Genomic DNA, 20,365 nt, shown 5'->3' with positions numbered 1-20,365 from the left:
ATATAAGTGAAAGCGGAAAGCTACTAAGAGCTACAGAAGCTTGGAGATAGCTGGAAGCTAAAAACATTAACAGTATAACAATATTAAAATAGGAGGTTATTATGTTACCAGTAATGAATTCAAACAGTTGGTTCCCAACAGTGTTCGACGACTTTTTCAACAGTGATTGGATGCCAAAGATGAAGGCCACAGCGCCAGCAGTCAACGTGAAAGAAGATGCAAAGGCTTACACCATGGAAGTGGCAGTGCCTGGTATCAAGAAGGAATTCTGCAGGGTAAACATCAATGCCGACGGCAATCTCGACATTGCCATCGAAAACAAGATGGAACACAAGGAGGAAGACAAGAAGCAGCATTACCTGCGCCGCGAGTTCAGCTACTCCAACTACCAGCAGACCTACGTGTTGCCAGAAGACATCGTCAAGGACAACATCGCAGCCAAGGTGGACAACGGCGTTCTAACCATCACCATGCCGAAAGTTACCAAGGACGAAGTGAAGAAGATACAACGTCAGATCGACATAGCATAATGCTATGCACCACACCCGCGACAGGCGAGGATTACACAAGTTAATCCCCGCCTGTTTTTTTATATAAAGATAGCAAAACACAACATTGTAGTTTAATAATTATGTTGACTCTACTTATCGTCTTGTTGATAAGTGTTTCAAAATCTTATCTCGACACTTCAATCACATCGCCAGCCTTTGTCTCAATGTCGTACTCATAGACGCGAGGAAGGATGGGCGACTGAGGACGTATATCTGCTGAGACAAGAGGCTTGGATATGGCAGCTGGAGCCAAGAGGGCATTAGGACAACTGCCTTGGGCTGTCTTCAGACCATGACCTTTCAGCGGCACATAAGAACGCAGACGAAGAGTGCCTCCGCGACGAGACTCGATGCGTGCCTTGGAGAGCTGTCCGCCTTGCCAATCCATATCCACTACGAAAGCTCCACGAGCCACAAGTCCCTTTACACTTCCCTCACCCCACTGCTCAGGAAGGGCGGGCAGAAGGTGTACGGCGCCGTCGTGACTCTGCAGCAGCATCTCCGACACACCTGCCGTGAAACCGAAATTGCCGTCGATCTGGAATGGCGGATGGGCGTCAAACAGATTGCGATAGGTTCGGCCATTAGGATAGTTCTTTGCTTCGGCATCGCTCGGCAAGAGACAGAGCATATTGCGGATGATGCGGAAGGCATGGTCGCCATCAAGCATACGCGCCCAGAAATTTATTTTCCAACCTATACTCCATCCTGTAGCCATGTCTCCACGCTGCAGAAGAGTGTTACGTGCAGCCTGGAAGAGTTGGGGATTCTGTCTTGGAGAGAGCTGATTACTTGGATAGAGTCCATAGAGATGAGATATATGACGATGGTCGTCGCGAGGATTGTCGGCATCTATTATCCACTCTTGAAGCTGGTTATGGCGGCCTATCTGCATGGGAGCGAGCTGCGCTATGGTCTGCGAGAGCGAGTCTTCATATGCCTTGTTGCCTCCAAGCACCCGTGTGGCAAGAAGTGTTGAATTAAGTGCGTCAAAGGCAATCTGGTTGTCCATTGTACAACCAGCTGCAATGCTCGCCCCGTCGTTGCTATATCCATGTTCGGGCGACATGGAAGGTGCGGTGACGAGATATCCGTATCGTGGATGCTTGACAAGATAACTCATGAAGAAGTCGGCAGTGCCACGCAATGCTCCATAGTGACGACGCAAGAAGTCGGTGTCGCCCGTAAAGAGATAGTGCTGCCACAGATGCTGCGCCAGCCATGCGCCACCATTAGGCCACATACCGAAATAAGCGGCATCGACGGGACCAGAGATGCGCCAGATGTCGGTATTATGATGAGCCATCCAACCCTTTGCCCCATAGAGCACACGCGCTGCCTCGGCACCAGTATGTGTCAGGTCGTCGATCATCGAGAAGAGAGGTTCGTGACACTCGCTGAGATTAGCCACCTCAGCCGGCCAGTAATTCATCTCAGCATTGATATTTATGGTGTATTTGCTGTCCCAGGGAGCATACATGCCGCCATTCCACACTCCCTGAAGGTTTGCCGCCTGTCCGCCAGGCTGCGACGAGGAGATAAGGAGATACCTGCCATATTGGTAGAGGAGTGCTATGAGGTTCAAGTCGTCGCTTTGGTTGAAGAGTCTCACGCGCTCGTCGGTCTCAGCCTCTGAAGCCTTGGTCATGGGTATATTGAGTTGCACCCTATCGTACTGTTGGCGATATTTCTCCGTATGGCGTGCAAGGAGCTCCTCGTAGCTCATCTTCAATGCGGGCTTGAGTATTTTGCTGCATCGCGTGGCAGCATTTGCTGTCACGTCGTGATAGTTCACAAAGTTTGTCGCCCCAATGATAAATACTGTTGCCACAGAGGCATCTTTCACTGCTATGGCTTTCCCCTCCGCCTTTATCTTTCCATCGGCTTTTACCACGATGCGACATTCGGCATTGAGGGCTGCCTTTATTCCCTCTTGCTCCACTCCAGTGCAACGCATGGTGAGCTGACTACCCTTAGCCTCAACGACGGGGTTCAGTTCCTTGGCACAGTCGTAACCAAGGCCGAAGGAGAGAGCCTTTGGCTTGTTTGCCTCTACGCGAAGCACGATGACATTGTCGGCAAGAGAGGCGAACGCCGTACGCGAATATTCAACATCGCCAATGGCATAATTCACCGTTGCCGTAGCATTGGCAAGATTGAGGGCGCGAGTATATTGCCGAGGAGCGGCATCAGAGGCGACGCCACTATAGTCGAATGTCAGGCGAAGACTGCCCAATGGTAGGAAGCGCATGCCATGCTGACCTGTAAAGAAGGTCTTGTCTATCTTGTCTTGGGCTTCTTTGCACTTGTCGGCAAACACGAGTTGGCGTATGTCGTCAAGAGCGTCATGGGCAGTGGCATTTAGGTTGTTATGCGGTCCGCCTGCCCAAAAGGTCTCTTCGTTGAGCTGCAGTTCTTCCTTATCCACACCTCCAAACACCATCGCTCCCATGCGGGAGTTGCCAATGGGTAAGGCGTCAGTCCATACTTGTGCCGGACGGCTGTACCATAGTTTCATGTCCTGTGCCATTACCGACACCGAGAAGGCCAACAACAGGCCGAGTAATAGGTTCTTTCTCATTTTTTTGATAATAATTCAGGATTGGTTAATATAGTGATAAAAGTCACGTTAATCTTACTTCCTTCTGGTCACGACGGAAAACTCCTTTATTTGTGAAGTGATGTCGTTCTTACCTTGACGTACAGCCACCCTTATCACGGCTTGCCCGTCCTTTAGCTTCTTGTCGCCACGTATAGTGGCAGTATATTTCACACCCTTGCCAGGCATGATGCTCTCCACGAGTATGCTCGGCGAGATGTGTACATGCTTGTTGCCCGACGTCTCAACTACCATGGGCAGGACATCATAGATGACAGCCGACGAGCGATTCATAATCTCGAACGTCACCTTTGCCTCTTCTCCTGCATTAAGTATTCCGTTGCCGTCGCGATCCACGAATGTAGCATTACGCATTACCACGTCCTCGTTATAGTTGACGTTATATCCTGGCATCATCTGCTTCAGCTGGTCGAGCGACACCTCGTCGGGCTTGTATGACTTTGGCTCGACAGTGGAATAAGGTTGGCCAGATTTCGAGCCATGCTCAAACTCTATACGGTCGTCACCGCTATTTGTAGGGTCGAAACCGCTTTCGTCATTAGAGTATTGTCTGTTGTTGTAACGCTGATAATCGCGACTGTAAGGCACGGTGCGCTGCTCTTGGTACTCACGGTATTTCTGCTGTTCGGCACGGTCAGCAGCCGAGCCTATGGCAGCGCCGACGACGGCACCTCCTGCCATACCTATCAACGTGCCGATATCACTACCGCGCGGTCCGTCGGAGATACCTCCAATGGCCGAACCAATTATTGCGCCGAAATATGCGCCAGTACCTGCTCCTTGCGAAGCTAACGAGCCGTCACAACTCGATATCATGAGGCTGCCACATAATAATAGTACAAAGAGTTGTTTCATATTCATTCGATTTAGACGCCACAAATATACGCACTTTTCTTAAAACCACAAAAGTATTGGCAAGTTTTGTTTTTGTTGTTTAGATTATTTAGTACTAATAATATTCTATTGGTAGTTTTTCACTTACGGGGAAGTCTTCGTGATAGCCATCGTCAAAGACATAGCGTATGCGCCATCCGCGATAGGCTTCAGGCACGTGAAGAGTGTCAACAAGATGCCAACGGGGGCAACCGTAGTCGTGTGACTGGCGATAGAGGATGAGGCACGACGAGAGATAGTCGAGGTCGTAAAGCCCGCCTCCGATACAATCCTCTCCTTGGTTGACCAACTCAGAATGGAGAGAGACCATGCCTAAACGAAGACGGCCATCCATGGTGACAATGAATTTAGGTAGTGACATAAGTGAGTATTTTATTTAATGCTGCAGTACGAAAAAGGCTGGCACGAATGCCAGCCTATGTCTATTAAACCCGAAAACCCGGAATTAGTTTGCGAGCTTGCCGTCTGAACCCAGTACGTTCACAATCTTGTGGATGTACATCTTCTTCATGTTCTCGCGAGCTGGCTTCAGATACTGACGTGGGTCGAAGTCGCCAGGATGCTCAGCAAGGTGCTGACGGATGGCAGCTGTCATGGCCAGACGAGAGTCAGAGTCGATGTTGATCTTGCAAACAGCCGACTTAGCAGCCTGACGGAGCTGGTCTTCTGGAATACCGATAGCGTCTGGCAACTTGCCACCGAACTTGTTGATGGTAGCAACCTCGTCCTGTGGTACAGAAGAAGAACCGTGGAGAACGATTGGGAATCCAGGGAGCTTCTGCTCTATCTCGGCAAGGATGTCGAATGCCAATGGAGGAGGAACGAGCAGACCTGTCTTCGGGTCGCGTGTGCACTGTTCTGGAGTGAACTTGTATGCACCGTGAGAAGTACCGATAGAGATAGCGAGTGAGTCGCAACCTGTGCGTGTAGCGAAGTCGATTACTTCCTCAGGCTTTGTGTAGTGAGACTCAGCGGCAGAAACCTCGTCCTCAACACCTGCGAGAACACCGAGCTCAGCCTCTACAGTCACGTCATACTGGTGAGCGTAGTCAACAACCTTCTTTGCGAGAGCCACGTTCTCCTCGTATGGGAGGTGTGAGCCGTCGATCATCACAGAAGAAAAGCCCATGTCGATACAGTCCTTGCAGAGCTCGAAGCTGTCACCATGGTCGAGGTGAAGAACGATTTCAGGATGCTCACAACCGAGTTCCTTAGCATACTCTACTGCACCCTGAGCCATATAGCGGAGGATGGTAGCGTTGGCGTAATTACGTGCGCCCTTAGAAACCTGCATGATAACTGGAGACTTTGTCTCAACGGCAGCCTGTACGATAGCCTGCATCTGCTCCATAGTGTTGAAGTTGAATGCTGGAATAGCGTAGCCACCTGCTACTGCTCTCTTGAACATCTCGCGGGTATTCACGAGACCCAATTCTTTGTAACTTACCATAATAATTAATTTGTATATTTATTGATTTTATAAACCTATTATTTCTTTTTCGGCGACAAAGTTAGCATTTTTATTTCTGAAATACAAACGTTTTGTCGTTTTTTATCAAGCAAAATCTACAATTTTCACATAAATCAAACGTGATTTGTCTTTTTTGTGCGTTTTTGCAAAGTGAAGGTTGCAGATGAATTTTCATATTGCCGGTATATGCTAATGCTGATAGTCGAAGGATTTAAAGTCGGCTGAGCCGTTGCCAGTGGCGTAGATGCCAAGGATGACACCTGTGAAGCCTCCCACCACTTCAGTGCTCATCAGCTGAGGAGCGATGGTTCCGAGCGACTTGAGCGACTTCTCATCCTTGCCACAAAGGAACTCGTAGTTGTCGGGGGTGGCGCGGAGCACGAGCAGCTGCTTTGCGCTGTCGAGCCATAACCTCTCCTCTGTCTTCTCCAGGTTTTTCATGCGATAGCGCACGGTGGCGTATAGCTTGCCGTCATCGGCTCTGCCTACAAGTACTTCGCTATGTCCGTCGTGTATCTGGTAAGCGGTGAGTCCAGCCTCGTCGCCGGGCTTGAGCAGCGTGGCGTCGAGAGAGACGGTGACTGTCATGTCGGCATGCTGTTGGCGACGCCCCACGAAGGTTGGACGGTCGTTTTCGGTAAGCGAGCTTTTCGAACCATGAAGTCTCAGTGTACTGCCTCGCCGTTCGTATTTCGACGAGTCGGGGTTCTGGATATAGAGCCACTCGTGTCCCATGGCCTTAAAACCCTTTGCCGCCGTATTGGCAATGGCAGCCTGAGGGAGCGACGCGAAGTCGGTGTCTTTGTTTACTGGCTGAAGCGGTTTGCCATGGTTGACTACAGGCCATCCGTCGGCATCCCATTCCACAGGCACGAGGAAGGTCTCGCGTCCGAGGTGGTGATAAGTTCCGTTGTAGAGGCGGAAGGCGAGAAAGGTCATCCACCACTGTCCGTTAGCATCCTCCACGAGGTCGCCATGACCTGTTCCCTGTACCTGACTATCTTGTGCGGACAGGCAGCAATGGGTGAAGATGGGGTTGTGCGGACAGCTTTCATAAGGTCCATAGATGTTACGGCTGCGTGCCATGGTGAGGCGGTGGGCTATCTCTGTACCTCCTTCTGATATGAGCAGATAGTAATATTGGCCTTTCTTATATATATGTGGTCCTTCGGGATAGCGTCCGCCTGTGCCTTGCCATATGCCGCGGCTCTCCGTGAGTTGCTTTCCTGTGGTAGGATCTATCTCGCAGAGCGTGATGGTATTGTCGGGATTGCTGACCATATAGCATTTCCCGTCTTCGAAATACAGCGAGGGGTCGATGCCTTGCTGTTGCAACCACATAGGTTCGCTCCACGGTCCTTCGGGCGATGTGGCAGTGACCATGAAGTTGCCCCCATTGCCCACATTGGTAGTAATCATATAAAAGGTACCGTCGTTATAGCGTATTGTCGGCGCATATATTCCAAGCCACGACGATGCACCTTTGAGAGGCAACTGGCTATTACGGTCGAGCACATTGCCTATCTGTTCCCAATGAACCATGTCGTTGCTTTTGAAGATGGGCACACCGGGAAAATACTGGAACGAGGAATTAACGATATAATACTCATTGCCTACCCGGCATACAGACGGATCAGGGTGATAGCCTGGTATGAGCGGGTGTGCTGAAGCAGTCTTATCGGACATAGTATGAAGCGTGGCGGTTTGAGAATAGCTCTGTGCTGATAGCGACAAGGCGAGCAGAGCGGTAAGTACTGTTTTCTTTTTCATCGTTTAATATTTCAATAATTCAATTTTTCAATTTTCATTCACCACCACTCCGATTTGCCTTTTCCCGTCCATCATTATCTTCAAAGGATGCGGGAAGCGGACGTGTCTCACGAATTCTGTCTCTTCCACGGCAGGCATCTGGTCGAGGATATCCTGTCGGAAGATGCCGTCGTTGTTGTAAGTGTTGATGGTGAAATAGCCAACACCGAAGGAGGTGAGATTCTGGAAGAAGTGTGTTCCTTGGCTTGGATCAACGCGATAGTTTTTCAATCCCGACTCCACGATAAGACGTGCGCCACTAATGTGCGGCCACTTCACTGGTATGCCGAGCCAATAGTCGCTTGACCCCCATCGTCCTGGTCCCACGAGGATATATCCACGTTTCTCGTCGAGGAACCGCCGGTTAATGCGTTCCACCTGTTCGGCGATGGCAGGATTGTTAGCTGCGGTGAAGTCGTCGCCGGTCTTCACATAAACCACGTCGCAGACATCCTCGTTGATGCCATGTCCGAGGGAGTTGTATGAGCGTAGCAGACAGTTGTCGTCAGGAATAGCCGCCACGTCCTCGTCAAGCATCTGTTTGCTATCGACGATAGGTCGTATCTGCAGCAGATAGAACTCGCCTGTCCGGTCGGCATTGACATTACATGCGAACTCTATTTCCACTGGTCGTTTCATATCTCCTGCCCCGAAAGTCTGTGCCATCTGCAACAGTTCGGGAAGTGGAAACACGCCTTGTTGGAGTACTCCACAGAAGGAGATAACCTTACGTCCGCCTTCGTAGATGCCATCGCGGATTACCTGGTCATAAGGATCATAGGTAGAAGCTATATAGTTGAGCGCGCCGTCCTTGTCGGCTTCCTTCACGCGCAGGTTAAGTATGTTGAAACCATCGTCCACCTTGAAGTCTTCGCTCACGTTTTTCATGTCGAGAGCATAGAATCGTGTCTGTGTCTCGCGCAATGCAGTTTCCATCTCGCTTGTCTGCAGCACCTGGTGAGGATGATACGGACTAACCCTAAGTGTCTGTCCTCCATCGACAATATACTTGCCCAATCCCAAGGCGAGACTGGCTATGCCCTCTTCTGCCTTCTCGTCGCCGATAGGATAATAATTTATGGAGCGTAGCACACCGCTAAAGTTTGGGTAATACCGGTCGCCATACTGTTTTCCCACCACTTCCTGAAGAATAACTGCCATCTTCTCTTGGTCGATAACGTTGCTTGTGGCAGTCATATAGGCTTTCGAGTCCTTATAATACACTGAGGCATAGACGCCTTTGATAGCGCAGGCAAGCATTCGCAGCATCTCGTATTTATCCTCACGGTAAGGTACCATATATGTGGAATAGATACCGGCAAACGGCTGGTAATGACTGTCTTCGAGCAGCGACGACGAGCGTACAGCTATTGGTGACTTGACGGCGTCGAAGAACGTGAAGAAGTCGGCTATCAGTGAGTCTGGCAGTTGGGCGTGGAGGAAGTGACTCAGTATGACATCGTCAGGAGCGTCGCTCAGTGCTATCTGATAGAGGTTGTTCTTGTCCATAAACTCGTCGAAGATGTCGGTACAAAGCACCACGGTACGTGGTATCGACACCTGTACTCCTGGCAGTTGGTTCATCTCCGGATGACGTTTGATGATATTGTCGAGGAAAGCCAATCCGCGTCCTTTTCCTCCGAGCGACCCGTCGCCGATACGCGCGAAATGGCTATAGGCATCAAATTTCCCTCGGTCGAAGACGGCGACGATGCCTATGTTTTTCATCTGTCTGTACTGTACGATGGCATCGAAGATAATCTTACGATGCGCCTGCACGTCTTGTAACTTATGCCATGTGACGTGTTTCAGGAATTCCGACACGGGGAAGATGGCACGTGCGCAGAGCCAGCGGCTCATGTGGTTGCGCGAGATGTGGTAAAGCATCGAGTCGTCGGGTATCTTGAAGATATTGTCTTGAAGTTCCTTCAGCGAATGGATGCGCATCACCTCCTCTTGTGTTTTCGGGTTGCGGAAGATGAAATCGCCGAATCCCATGTGTGTCTCCATGAGATTTCTGAGATCGATATTCATCTTCTTTGAGTTTTTGTCAACGAAGCGGAATCCCTCTGCCTCAGCCTTTTTCCTGTTTTCGCTTTCCGAGCTCTGCAGTATGAGCGGCACAAACTCGTCGCGTCGTCTTATCTCACGTAGGAGCATCAATCCTGCTTCAGCCTCTTTCTCACTGCCTTTGTTTCCGTCCATGGGGAAACGCGTGTCGCTGATGACGCCAAGGGTGTTGTCATGATAACGCTCATAAAGCGCCATTGCCTCCTGATAGTTTCTTGCGAGCACCACCTTTGGTCGTCCTCGTTTTCGTTGCGATGCGGCATGCGGATTAAGAGCCTCGGTAGAGAATCGCTTGCTCTGTTGTAGTATATAATTATAGAGGTTTGGCAGAACGGATGAGTAGAACCTGATGCTGTCTTCTACAAGCAGTATCATCTGCACCCCGGCCTCGTTGATGTCGTGGTCGATATTCATCTTGTCCTCTATCAGTTTTATTATTGAGAGTATGAGATTGGTGTTGCCAAGCCAGCAGAAGATATAGTCGAACATCGAGAGATCTTCGTCTTGCATACGTCGGGTGATACCATGTGAGAAAGGTGTGAGCACGACGCAAGGGATATCGGGCGAGTCTGCTTTTACGGCACGTGCCACATCGAAGGCGTCGTTGTCGGCGTTACCCGGCATGCATATCACGAGGTCGATATCCGTGCTGCGCAGCACTTGGTTGGCCTCTTCCGTTGTACTCACCTGTGTGAAGGTGGGTGGATAGCGTAGTCCGAGGTCCATATACTCGTCGAAGATCTTCTCATCCACTCGTCCATCGTCTTCGAGCATAAAAGCGTCGTAGGGATTGGCCACGATGAGCACGTTGAAGATGCGTCGTGTCATGAGGTTGACAAACGAAACATCTCGTAGATAGAATTTATTCCATTCCTGTGGTATGTTTGTGTTCATTCTTTCACCTCCCAATGCATTATCTTTGATATTTGCGGTATCAGTGTCATGGCTATCTTTGTCTGTCCCTGATAGTTGGGATGCCAGTCCGATCCAAGATCCACATCGTCGTTGATGATATTATTCATGAGCATTGCAAAATGCACGTTAGGATAGATGTTTGCAGTGCTCTCCTTGAGCAGCTGTATGGCTGCACGCAGATAGTGGTTGGAAGAATGTGGTGTGATGCAAAGTATAGGCACGTTGTCGTATCGTTTGCTGATAGTCTCTATCATCTTGATATATGCCGCCACATATTTCTGTGCTTCGGGTATTGCCGTAGGCGAGAAATCGTTGGTTCCGATATTGATGGTGACGATATCTGGTCGTCGCTGGTTGTAATCGAAGGCCTTAGTTGAGAAGTCGTCGTATAGTTGTGTGTAGCGTGTTGACATGTTGACGGACGACTGTTGTTTCTTGTCACCCCAGTTTCTCACCATACCGTTGCCAGAGTGTGCTATGATGCGGTAGTCGGCGTCAAAATAGCGTGCCATGATAGGGATATATGCCTTGTTGCAGTTTTCGGTATCGAGTCTGAACCGTTCGCTTGCTGTGCGTCCCTCGGTACCATAGCCACAGGTGTATGAATCGCCGTAAGCCTCGATGAGTCGTTTCTTCGGTTCTACTGGTGTCAGTGTGCCATTGTCAGCTATTTCTATGGAATGTATTGTGGTACAACCATATTCGCCTTCTGTGCATTTCTGCAACATCAGTTCGTGTGAATCTTTTGAGAGATCGCTGGCAAGCACGTATTTTTGCGGACTTGTTCCCGTAATCTTCATTTTCTTTGTTACCTTTCCATCAATGATGACATTGTAGTAGCTTGTGCCTGTCTCTGAGGCGATGACGGCTATGTTTCCTCCTGTGAATCTTGTACGAAGGTATGTTCCCACCCAGTCGTATCTCACGCTGCCGTCGGCAAGTGTCTCAGTACGTCCGATGAAAGAGACGGCTTTATCGTTTGCCTTGACGTTTTTGCCTGCGGCAAGTGCCATTATGGGGAATAGAAGTAAAGCTATTGACAATAGTTTCTTGTTCATAATTAAAGTAATGTTATTAGTTCGACGCTGCAAACTTACACATTTTTTTTCAATTATGAGCAAAGATAGAGGGAAAAAATCACTTTTCGAACGAAAAAAGTGTTAGCTGCAAGGTGAATATTACCTTACGGCAGTGCGTTTTTGCGAGACACGCGATTTGTTAGGGTTCTTGTCTATCTCATCAAAAACGTTTGTCGATGCCTTTTCGGCGCCTTTTGTACCATTGTCAAGACTTGCCGTTTTATGCTTTTGCGCCAACGATTGTGTGGTTTGTTGTGTGACATGGCCTGTAGCATGCTGACGTTTGTCGCCCAACTTGTTGAGCGGTTTCGACGGTTTTTTATGTGCCTCTTTCAGCTCTTGCCATATAGGAGTGATGGAAGGCTCTGGAGCTGGTGTCTCGAAGTCGATCTCATATACGGCTTTGTCTTCCTTCGGCTTGAAGGGAATGATGAGTTCGTTGGCAAGTTCAACGGTGACCATTGCCACTCCTTGCGACAATATGCCGAGTTCGCGTGCAGCCCTATAAGAGAGGTCGATTATGCGTCCTCGTCCAAACGGACCGCGATCGGTGACTCTGACCACCACTGTGCGCCCGTTTTGTATGTTAGTCACCTTCAGCATCGTACCAAATGGATGTGTCCTGTGTGCGCATGTGAGGCTGTCGTGATGCAGTCGTTCTCCACTGCTTGTGCGGGTTCCGGTAGCGCGTTTTGAATAATAAGAGGCCTTACCCTTCTGTGGTTCTTGAGCGTATGAAGAATAAGGAATTAGGAATAAGGCATTAGGAATGAGGAATGCTAATATAAGCAGTCCTATGTTAAACTTTCGGTTTGCGCAGTAATTCCTCATTCCTAATTCCAATTATTAATATTATACGACTCCTTGTGCCATCATTGCATTGGCAACCTTCATAAAGCCAGCGATATTGGCACCTTTGACATAGTTAATGTATCCGTTTGGCTCCTTGCCGTACTTGACACACTGCTCATGGATATTGTGCATGATCTGATGTAGATTCTTGTCCACCTCTTCCTCGCTCCAGCTCAGACGGATGGCGTTCTGTGTCATCTCAAGACCTGATGTGGCAACGCCGCCGGCGTTTACTGCCTTGCCAGGAGCAAATAGCTGGCCTGCAGCGATAAACTTGTCAACAGCCTCGGCAGTACAGCCCATGTTAGACACTTCGGCTACGAGCAATGGTTCGTTGGCCAGAAGAGCATCGGCATCCTCACCGCTCACCTCGTTTTGTGTAGCGCATGGCAGTGCGATATCGCACTTCACTTCCCATGGGCGCTTGCCAGGAACGAATGTAGCTTCTGGGAATTCCTCTGCGTAAGGAGCGCAGACATCGTTTCCGCTGGCACGAAGCTCGAGCATATAGTCGATTTTCTCTCCACTGATGCCCTCGGGATCATAGATATAGCCGTCAGGACCCGAAATGGTGATTACCTTGGCACCTAATTGTGTCGCCTTGGTTGCCGCTCCCCAAGCCACGTTGCCAAATCCGCTGATAGCCACTGTTTTGCCCTTAATATCGAGACCATGAGTCTGCAACATCTCGTCAACGAAATAGAGTGCGCCGAAACCTGTTGCCTCAGGGCGAATCTTTGAGCCGCCCCATTCGAGTCCCTTTCCAGTTAGCACACCGCTCCATTCGTGCTTCAGTTTCTTATACATGCCGAAGAGGTAGCCGATCTCTCGTGCTCCCACACCGATGTCTCCTGCTGGAACGTCTTCAGACGGACCGATCACCTTGTATAGTTCAGTCATAAAGGCTTGGCAGAATCGCATTACCTCATTGTCTGAACGTCCACGGATAGAGAAGTCTGAACCTCCCTTGCCTCCGCCCATCGGCAGAGTGGTGAGTGCGTTCTTGAAAGTCTGCTCAAAGCCAAGGAACTTCAATATAGATAGGTTTACAGAAGGATGAAAGCGCAAACCGCCCTTATACGGACCGATGGCGCTGTTGAACTGCACACGATAGCCGATGTTGACGTGTACTTCGCCTTTATCGTCAACCCAAGGCACGCGGAATGTCAACACTCTCTCGGGCTCTACTATGCGCTCGATAATCTTTGCCTTCTCAAATTCTGGATGTTGGTTGTACACATCTTGAACTGACAAGAGGACTTCTCTCACTGCCTGCAGATACTCCAATTCACCAGGGTGCTTCTGCTCCAACTGTTGCATAATTTTTTCTACTTCCATAACGGTAGGTTTTTAAAATTGTTTCACTAAATGTCAATGTGTAATATATATGCCGCAAAATTAGGTTATTTTCCACAATCCTCCAAATGTTTCGGGTAATATTTTTGGTCTTTAACTTACATTTTGTTAATTATTGGCATTAAACAACATTTCTTAAACCTTTGCGCACCAAAGTTCGGGCTTTTCCGAGCTTTTTCTCCACGTATTTATACTTTAATCCGAGCGTTTCGGATATTTCCTTTACTTGCATCCCGTCGTAGAGGTTCATCTCGTAGATTTGTCTGTATGCCGGCGGCAAGGAGGCTATCTTGCTTTCGGCTACATTCACCATGTCTGCCATCACAAGGCGTAGTTCTGTATGTTCAGCCTGCCTTTCTGCTACCGCCGTCTCCGTCTTATTATATTGTCGTGCCACAGCCTTTCGCCTCACTATACTTATCGCCTTGTTTCTCACCATGGAGTGGGCCATGGCGGGAAGGGTGAGTGGAATGATGGACTGTTTCATACCTAACATGCGCACAAAACACTCCTGGACGACATCCTTTGCGTCTTCGAGGTCGTCGAGTATCTTATTGGCATATAGCCGAAGCTCGTTGAGATTGGCTACATAGTATTCGGTTATGATGTCTTCTGTGGTCTTTTGCATTGCTTGATATTTGTTTGGCACGATATGTAGGGCTTGTGCAATAGCGCACGAGCGACACTGCAAATTTAGCAAATCTTATCGTAATTTACAAACGTTTTTAGGTGAAAAATACACAAAAGTAACAAATGGCATTGGTTTTTGTTACATTTTCAAAAGTTTTTTGTTACATCTATGCCTCCGTTTCAGCAAATCACGGTCTTTTATCCATACACGGGAAACAAGACGACACATGGTAAATGGCGGGTGACATGAAGTGATAATAAAAAAAACTTAAACGCTTGCATATTCGGAAATGAATGTGTAACTTTGCAAAAATTTCGTATAAGTACTAACAAACAAGCTATCGTTTCAACTCATGAAAAAACTATTCATTACTGCCGTTGCGGCATTGTCGCTGTCGATGGCAACGGCGCAAGAAAGTGCTAAGACCTCCAATCCTATTCTTCCCGAGTTTCATGCCGACCCTGAGATCCTCTACTCAAAGATGACTGGCAAATATTACATCTACAGCACCACCGACGGCTATGAGCGTTGGGGCGGATGGACATTTAATGTCTTCTCATCTCCCGATCTCAAGAGATGGACCGACGAAGGACAAGTGCTCGATGTAAAGAGCGAGCAGGTAAAATGGGCGATGGGCAACGCATGGGCTCCAGCCGCTATCGAGGTGAGGCAGAAGGACGGGACATACAAGTATTATCTTTACTTCAGTGCCAACGCGGGGAAGAGGAAGGAGATTGGAGTGGCCGTGAGCGACTCGCCGACAGGTCCGTTTGTGGATTTCGGACAGCCTATCATTAGCGACAGTCCGGTTGGATGGGGACAACAGATTGACGTGGACGTGTTTCAAGACCCGAAATCGAAGAAATACTATATCTACTGGGGCAACGCTTATATGGCGGGAGCCGAACTTGAGAACGACATGACCACCGTGAAGAAGGAGACCATCAAGGTGATGACACCTGAAGGCGGCACTCTCCAGACATGGAAATATCGGGAAGCTCCATACGTGTTCTACAGAAAGGGGAAATACTACTTCCTCTGGTCAGTCGATGACACCGGGTCGCCTAACTATCACGTATGCTACGGCACGTCCTCCTCGCCCTTAGGTCCAATCAAGGTGGCCGACGATCCTATCATTCTTAAGCAAGATCCTGGACAGCAGATCTACGGTACCGCCCACAATTCTGTGCTAAAGGTGCCTGGCAAAGACAAGTGGTACATTGTTTATCACCGCATCAACAAGGACTACATAGATCGTGCCAAGGGTCCGGGATATCATCGCGAGGTATGTATTGACCGTATGACTTTCGACAAGAAAGGGAACATCGTCAAGGTGAAACCGACGTTATAATGTAGCTGACGAGTTGACAAGCCGTTTGCCTGTTAACTCGTCAGTTACACCTTATTATATATATTGCTATTTCGTTTATGCTCAACAGGGGAGGGGGAAAGGAGCCAAGTATGTATGGGAAGTCGAGTTACCTTTTGTATTTCTTGTTTAGCTTCTCAAGTCTCTTATATTCCTTCTTTGTCAACCTCATAAACGATCCATGCTGCGGACCGTTGACTCCTTTTATATCTACAGGGTCGGAGAAATTGCGCATGTTGCGATCGGCACGGCAGATGCGGTAATGCTTCGGACGCGACGAATATTCGATATACCCTATTCGCCACGTATCATCGCCGACAAGTTGGAAGGCTGACACTCCCTCGCATTTTTTATTTCCTTCGAAGTCAACATAGTCGTCGTCCACAGGCAAGCTCCACGGGCCAGTAAGAGACGGGGCGGTAGAAGTAAACAATCCGGGACGCCCGCCCTCTTTCTTTATCATCATGTGATAGAGATTGTCTGAAGGCAGCAAGTTGATGTCGGCATCGATGGTAGCATACCCCCAGTCAAACAATAGTCGTGGTTTTGTGATACGAGTAAACGACAGGTCAGCATACGAATAGTACATACGGTCGTAAGCCTCTTCCTCGCGGTTCCACATGGAATAATAGATGAAGTAACCGCCCTCGGTACCGTCGGGCCAACGATAGGAAGGATCCCAGAATATCTGCGGTGCCCATACGCGGTTCACCTTCGACCAGTCATTATACACATCGGGCGACTCTGGATCGCAGAATATCGACGAACCACTGCGGAAATCAAACGTCACCGACTGCCAGTTGACAAGGTCGTCTGAGCGATGCAGATTGATTCCATAGTTGTCCCAGACCTTGCTCTTCCTCACACACATATCGGTTGTCACCATGAGATATCCCTTGGCATCGTGCGTGCGGCAGATGTAAGCGTCGCGCGTTCCTCCTTCTATCTTCGCATGCTCGTATGGCGAGAAGATGCTGTCACCATTGATGATGTCGTGATAGTTCATTCCGTCACGACTCACGGCGTATGCCGTCCACTCTCCGCGGTCGCTCATGTGGCAGAAGAGATAGCCATAATCACCTTTCTGAGGATTTTGGGCAATGGCGGTGGCAGAAACCGTAAAAACTGCAAAGCCAAGTAGTTGTTTTCTTATTCTTCGTATCATTTGTATGTTATTAGTTAGTTTGTAAATGTTTGCAAAGGGAATGCAAGTCGAGCGCAAAATCAACAAACTCGCTTGATTGTTTTGCCGAACCGATGGAGCAGCGAGTGAAGAGCCGAGCTTACTCGAGCTATTCCGAGTCGCGACAGAGGTCGACGAAGTCAAATGCAACTTTCCTTATGCAAAGGTAATGCTTTTATTATTTATCTCACCCCATTTAACATTATTTATTTGGAAACGATGTGTATTTTTGCAAAATAATCTGTATTTTTGCAGTCCTAACAAAAAGAAATGTCATGAATCACCTCTTGTTGATATTCGTTGGAGGAGGCGTAGGAAGCGTCCTCCGCTATCTCGTAGGAAGGATGGTCAGCGGTTCGTGCCAAGGCTCATTCCCATGGGGCACCTTCACAGCAAACATCATCGGATGCTTGCTCATCGGGCTCATCACGGCTGCCATCGCCCGATGGCACCTGACAGAGGAGATTAGGTTGCTGTTGGTAGTGGGTCTCTGTGGCGGCTTCACCACTTTCTCCACCTTTAGCAACGAGACCTTCCAGCTCCTATCCTCTGACCATGTAGCCACGGCATTGGCATACGTGGCAAGCAGCATCGTCATAGGCGTGACAATGACCATGATTGCCATCAAACTCAGTTAATAACTCAAAAAACGCTATGAATACTAAGACAAAATCATCACTTATCATTAGGCTGTCGCTAATATTAGCAGTTCTCCTATTCTCCACCGACCAGGCATCGGCAAAAGACAAGGGCGACTGGTGGATGGAGGCGGAAGACAAGGCTTCGACAGTCACCAACCGTGACGGGATAATCGATATCGTCGCACCAAAGGGACTCACGCTCTGGAACACCAACCTCATGCAGGGAAACACCGTCATCGAATACGAGGCACGCATCGTCAGCGACCCTCGTTTCAAAGACGACAAAGGCAACAATCGCATCAGCGATCTCAACTGCTTCTGGATGGCGGAACGATGTGGCGGCTGCGGAGGCAAGTTCGTCAACAACTACGCCCTGAGACTTTATTATATGGGATATGGCGGCAACTGGAACACCACAACCCGCTTCCGCCGATATACCGGCTACCCGATGACCACCGACAGTCTTTGGCTGCGCCCCGTCATCCTTAAGGAATATACCGACCCTGCCCACCTGATAAAGGGCGACCACTGGTACAGCATACGAATCGAGGTAATCGACGGACGGGTAAAATACTTCATCGACGGCGAATGTCTCGTAGATTATGTCGATCCACGACCACTGACACGAGGGTATTTCGGTTTCCGCACCACGCTGTCTCATGCCCAAATGAGAAACTTCAGATATACTTGCTCCGACCCCGACAAGGAAGGCGTCACCATCGCATGGATAGGAGCAAAAGGACAAGGACCGCAGACCTTCGGCGTGCCTTTCGCACAGGGCGAGACTCGAGGCGAGGACTTTACCCTAACCACCGACAAAGGTTTGCGTCTGCCTTTTGAGAGCCGCAGGTTGGCATCATGGCCCGACGGTAGCGCCAAGTGGCTTTCGTTCACGGCTGTAATACCTAATGGCACTGGCTCTTGCCTTCTCACCAAATCCTTTGCAGAGGGAAAAGGCTCTAAGGCCAAGAAAAACATTAAAGACAAGAACAAGACTGAAGTTAATGACAAGGCGACCGCCTTCCCTTCTTTCTACGTCACCCTCAACCATCGTATCTGCCCGGTGCTGCGTCATGAGACCGAAAGGCAAGGAAGGATATGCACTGTTGAAAAATACGTCGGAAAGAACTTCATCATCCGAACCTATTCATACAAGGGGAGCAAAGAGAAGAAACTCGTCCACACGCTACTCGTTGACAGCGCCCTCAACAGAGAAGGACTGAACGAGCTGTCGCTCCACTTCCGTGTCCCCATGCACGGCGAAGCTTACCAACGCTATGTAAGATTCGACGATCACAAACCTATGTCGGTACAGCCTCTCATCGCACGACGCAAGATTGATCTCGATCAAATGGATAGCATCACCAAGGTAACACTGACACAAATAGCAAAATGGGACTGTTTCAGACTCAGTCAACTGTCGCCAAATGGATACTCCATACGCAAACGAGCCACCGAAAGGTCGCCATGGATAGGAACCATCGAGGGGACAAGAAGCAACGGTCTCGTCACCGTTGGCGACAACAGCTCATTTTCCTCCTTCCGTCTGAAAGACTTCTGGCAGAGCTATCCCTCAACTATTGTCGTTGACAAGATGCGCTCCGACACCGCCATCGTGACCATCAGCCTCTATTCGCCCGAGGCAGAACCTTTCAGCTTCGAACACTATGACACCGTCGCCCACAGTCTCGAATCGGCCTACGAAGACGTGCAACCAGGCATGAGCACCGCATGGGGCATCGCTCGCACATCTACCATCTTCATCGACGCCGAAACAGACAACGATACACAGATGCTTCCCACACCCGAATACCTGCACCGCAAAAGGGCATTCGGCATTTGGAGCTTGCCCGTACGGCTGACGCCACGCGACTGTCTTGTGGAAAACACCCTCGACAGTATCATGCGCTTCTATAAGACCGAAATAGAACGCCACGGATGGTACGGATATTTCAACTACGGCGACGTGATGCACGCCTATGACAGCTCACGCGACGAGTGGAGATACGACGTGGGCGGATATGCATGGGACAACACCGAACTCGCCTCACCCACCATGTTCTGGTACCAATTCCTGCGCACTGCCGACCCCGAGGTGTGGCGAATGGCCGTGGCCATGACACGCCACTGCTCAGAGGTCGATACTTACCACATTGGCCCTCACGCCGGTCTCGGCTCCCGACATAATGTGGTTCACTGGGGATGCGGAGCCAAAGAATCGCGCATCAGCGAAGCATGGTGGAACAGATTCTATTATTACCTCACGGCCGACGAACGTCTGGGCGACATAATGCACGAGGTGGCTGACGCCGACACGTTGCTCTACACCCTCGACCCCATGCGCCTCGCACAGCCACGCAGCCTCTATCCCTGCTCGGCACCGGCACGACTCAGAATCGGCCCCGACTGGATGGGATATGCAAGCAACTGGTTTACCGAATGGGAGCGCACTGGAAGCAGACGCCACCACGACAAGCTTCTCGCCGGCATCACTTCTATCACACGTCTGCCACACGGATTCTTCCAAGGTCCCATGGCCCTGGGTTACGACCCCGCCACCGGCATCCTTTCCACCGATATGCCCGACGCACAAACCACCAATCACCTGATGCCTATCATGGGAGGATTCGAACTTATGGGCGAAATGATGCTTTCCATAGACAGTCCCGAGTTCTTCTACTGCTGGGGGAAACATAACAGCACCTACAAGGAGATGGCGTGGAAGATAAAACACAACAAGTTCCGCATCCCCAGACTGCAGGCATGGGCTGCATGGCAAGGAATGGCTCCATTGGCACAACAGGCATGGGACAGTCTGCTCGAAAATCTCCCCCTCGCACCAAAACCTTCACTCTGGACTAACGACTGCGCCACATGGACCATGGATGCCATCTTCATGCAAGAGACAATAAGACTTTATTAAC

Annotated in this window: 15 protein-coding genes; 4 read left to right on the top strand and 11 right to left on the bottom strand. The window is 49.5% G+C overall.

Annotation, left to right across the window (positions count from 1 at the left end; genetic code table 11):
* Positions 1-113 precede the first annotated feature (113 nt).
* The gene (locus CIK99_RS02985) at positions 114-530 is read left to right on the top strand and encodes an Hsp20/alpha crystallin family protein (RefSeq protein ID WP_254047703.1); all 417 of its coding nucleotides are present in this window, start codon (positions 114-116) and stop codon (positions 528-530) included.
* A 145-nt stretch (positions 531-675) separates the two neighbouring features.
* Here CIK99_RS02985 and CIK99_RS02980 read toward each other — a convergent pair whose 3' ends face one another.
* From CIK99_RS02980 to CIK99_RS02935, 10 genes are all read right to left on the bottom strand, one after another.
* Positions 676-3,132 carry a glycoside hydrolase N-terminal domain-containing protein gene (locus CIK99_RS02980; RefSeq protein WP_094379607.1) on the bottom strand — a complete coding sequence of 819 codons (2,457 nt, stop codon included), beginning with the start codon at positions 3,130-3,132 and terminating at the stop codon, positions 676-678.
* 54 nt (positions 3,133-3,186) lie between these two features.
* Complete coding sequence (locus tag CIK99_RS02975) at positions 3,187-4,026, bottom strand: hypothetical protein (protein WP_158215880.1); 840 nt, start codon at positions 4,024-4,026, stop codon at positions 3,187-3,189.
* A 94-nt stretch (positions 4,027-4,120) separates the two neighbouring features.
* Positions 4,121-4,426 (bottom strand): hypothetical protein, encoded by a 306-nt coding sequence (locus CIK99_RS02970; protein ID WP_094379603.1) that lies wholly within the window; start codon positions 4,424-4,426, stop codon positions 4,121-4,123.
* Positions 4,427-4,510: 84 nt separating this feature from the next.
* The gene (locus CIK99_RS02965) at positions 4,511-5,515 is read right to left on the bottom strand and encodes a class II fructose-bisphosphate aldolase (protein ID WP_094379601.1); all 1,005 of its coding nucleotides are present in this window, start codon (positions 5,513-5,515) and stop codon (positions 4,511-4,513) included.
* 210 nt (positions 5,516-5,725) lie between these two features.
* Positions 5,726-7,306 (bottom strand): glycoside hydrolase family 43 protein, encoded by a 1,581-nt coding sequence (locus CIK99_RS02960; protein WP_094379599.1) that lies wholly within the window; start codon positions 7,304-7,306, stop codon positions 5,726-5,728.
* Positions 7,307-7,333: 27 nt separating this feature from the next.
* A complete protein-coding gene (locus CIK99_RS02955; protein ID WP_094379597.1) occupies positions 7,334-10,309 on the bottom strand; it encodes a PEP/pyruvate-binding domain-containing protein in 2,976 nt (991 codons plus the stop codon).
* Positions 10,306-11,388, bottom strand: a complete 1,083-nt coding sequence (locus CIK99_RS02950; protein ID WP_094379595.1) for an SGNH/GDSL hydrolase family protein — start codon at positions 11,386-11,388, stop codon at positions 10,306-10,308. The genes CIK99_RS02955 and CIK99_RS02950 overlap by 4 nt, the downstream gene beginning before the upstream one ends.
* Positions 11,389-11,508: 120 nt before the next feature.
* Positions 11,509-12,240: a septal ring lytic transglycosylase RlpA family protein gene (locus CIK99_RS15700; RefSeq protein ID WP_254047702.1), complete on the bottom strand. Its 732-nt coding sequence runs from the start codon at positions 12,238-12,240 to the stop codon at positions 11,509-11,511.
* A 21-nt stretch (positions 12,241-12,261) separates the two neighbouring features.
* Positions 12,262-13,599: an NADP-specific glutamate dehydrogenase gene (gene gdhA / locus CIK99_RS02940; RefSeq protein WP_094379593.1), complete on the bottom strand. Its 1,338-nt coding sequence runs from the start codon at positions 13,597-13,599 to the stop codon at positions 12,262-12,264.
* Positions 13,600-13,738: 139 nt separating this feature from the next.
* Positions 13,739-14,245, bottom strand: a complete 507-nt coding sequence (locus tag CIK99_RS02935) for a sigma-70 family RNA polymerase sigma factor (RefSeq protein ID WP_144007877.1) — start codon at positions 14,243-14,245, stop codon at positions 13,739-13,741.
* 355 nt (positions 14,246-14,600) lie between these two features.
* Here CIK99_RS02935 and CIK99_RS02930 point away from each other — a divergent pair, with 355 nt between their 5' ends.
* The gene (locus CIK99_RS02930; RefSeq protein ID WP_094379589.1) at positions 14,601-15,599 is read left to right on the top strand and encodes a family 43 glycosylhydrolase; all 999 of its coding nucleotides are present in this window, start codon (positions 14,601-14,603) and stop codon (positions 15,597-15,599) included.
* 127 nt (positions 15,600-15,726) lie between these two features.
* Here the strand turns inward: CIK99_RS02930 and CIK99_RS02925 are convergent, their stop codons facing one another.
* Positions 15,727-16,782, bottom strand: coding sequence for a glycoside hydrolase family 43 protein (locus CIK99_RS02925; protein WP_094379587.1), 1,056 nt, complete (start codon positions 16,780-16,782; stop codon positions 15,727-15,729).
* 293 nt (positions 16,783-17,075) lie between these two features.
* Between CIK99_RS02925 and crcB the strand changes: the two genes are divergently transcribed.
* Together crcB and CIK99_RS02915 are read left to right on the top strand one after the other, a co-directional pair.
* The gene (gene crcB / locus CIK99_RS02920; protein WP_094379585.1) at positions 17,076-17,438 is read left to right on the top strand and encodes a fluoride efflux transporter CrcB; all 363 of its coding nucleotides are present in this window, start codon (positions 17,076-17,078) and stop codon (positions 17,436-17,438) included.
* A 16-nt stretch (positions 17,439-17,454) separates the two neighbouring features.
* On the top strand, positions 17,455-20,364 hold the full coding sequence (locus CIK99_RS02915; protein ID WP_094379583.1) for a DUF6250 domain-containing protein: 2,910 nt from the start codon (positions 17,455-17,457) through the stop codon (positions 20,362-20,364).
* Position 20,365 lies beyond the last annotated feature (1 nt).

This window comes from Prevotella sp. P5-92, from assembly GCF_002251245.1.
GTDB lineage: Bacteria > Bacteroidota > Bacteroidia > Bacteroidales > Bacteroidaceae > Prevotella.
This window is presented reverse-complemented; position numbering and strand designations above follow the sequence as displayed.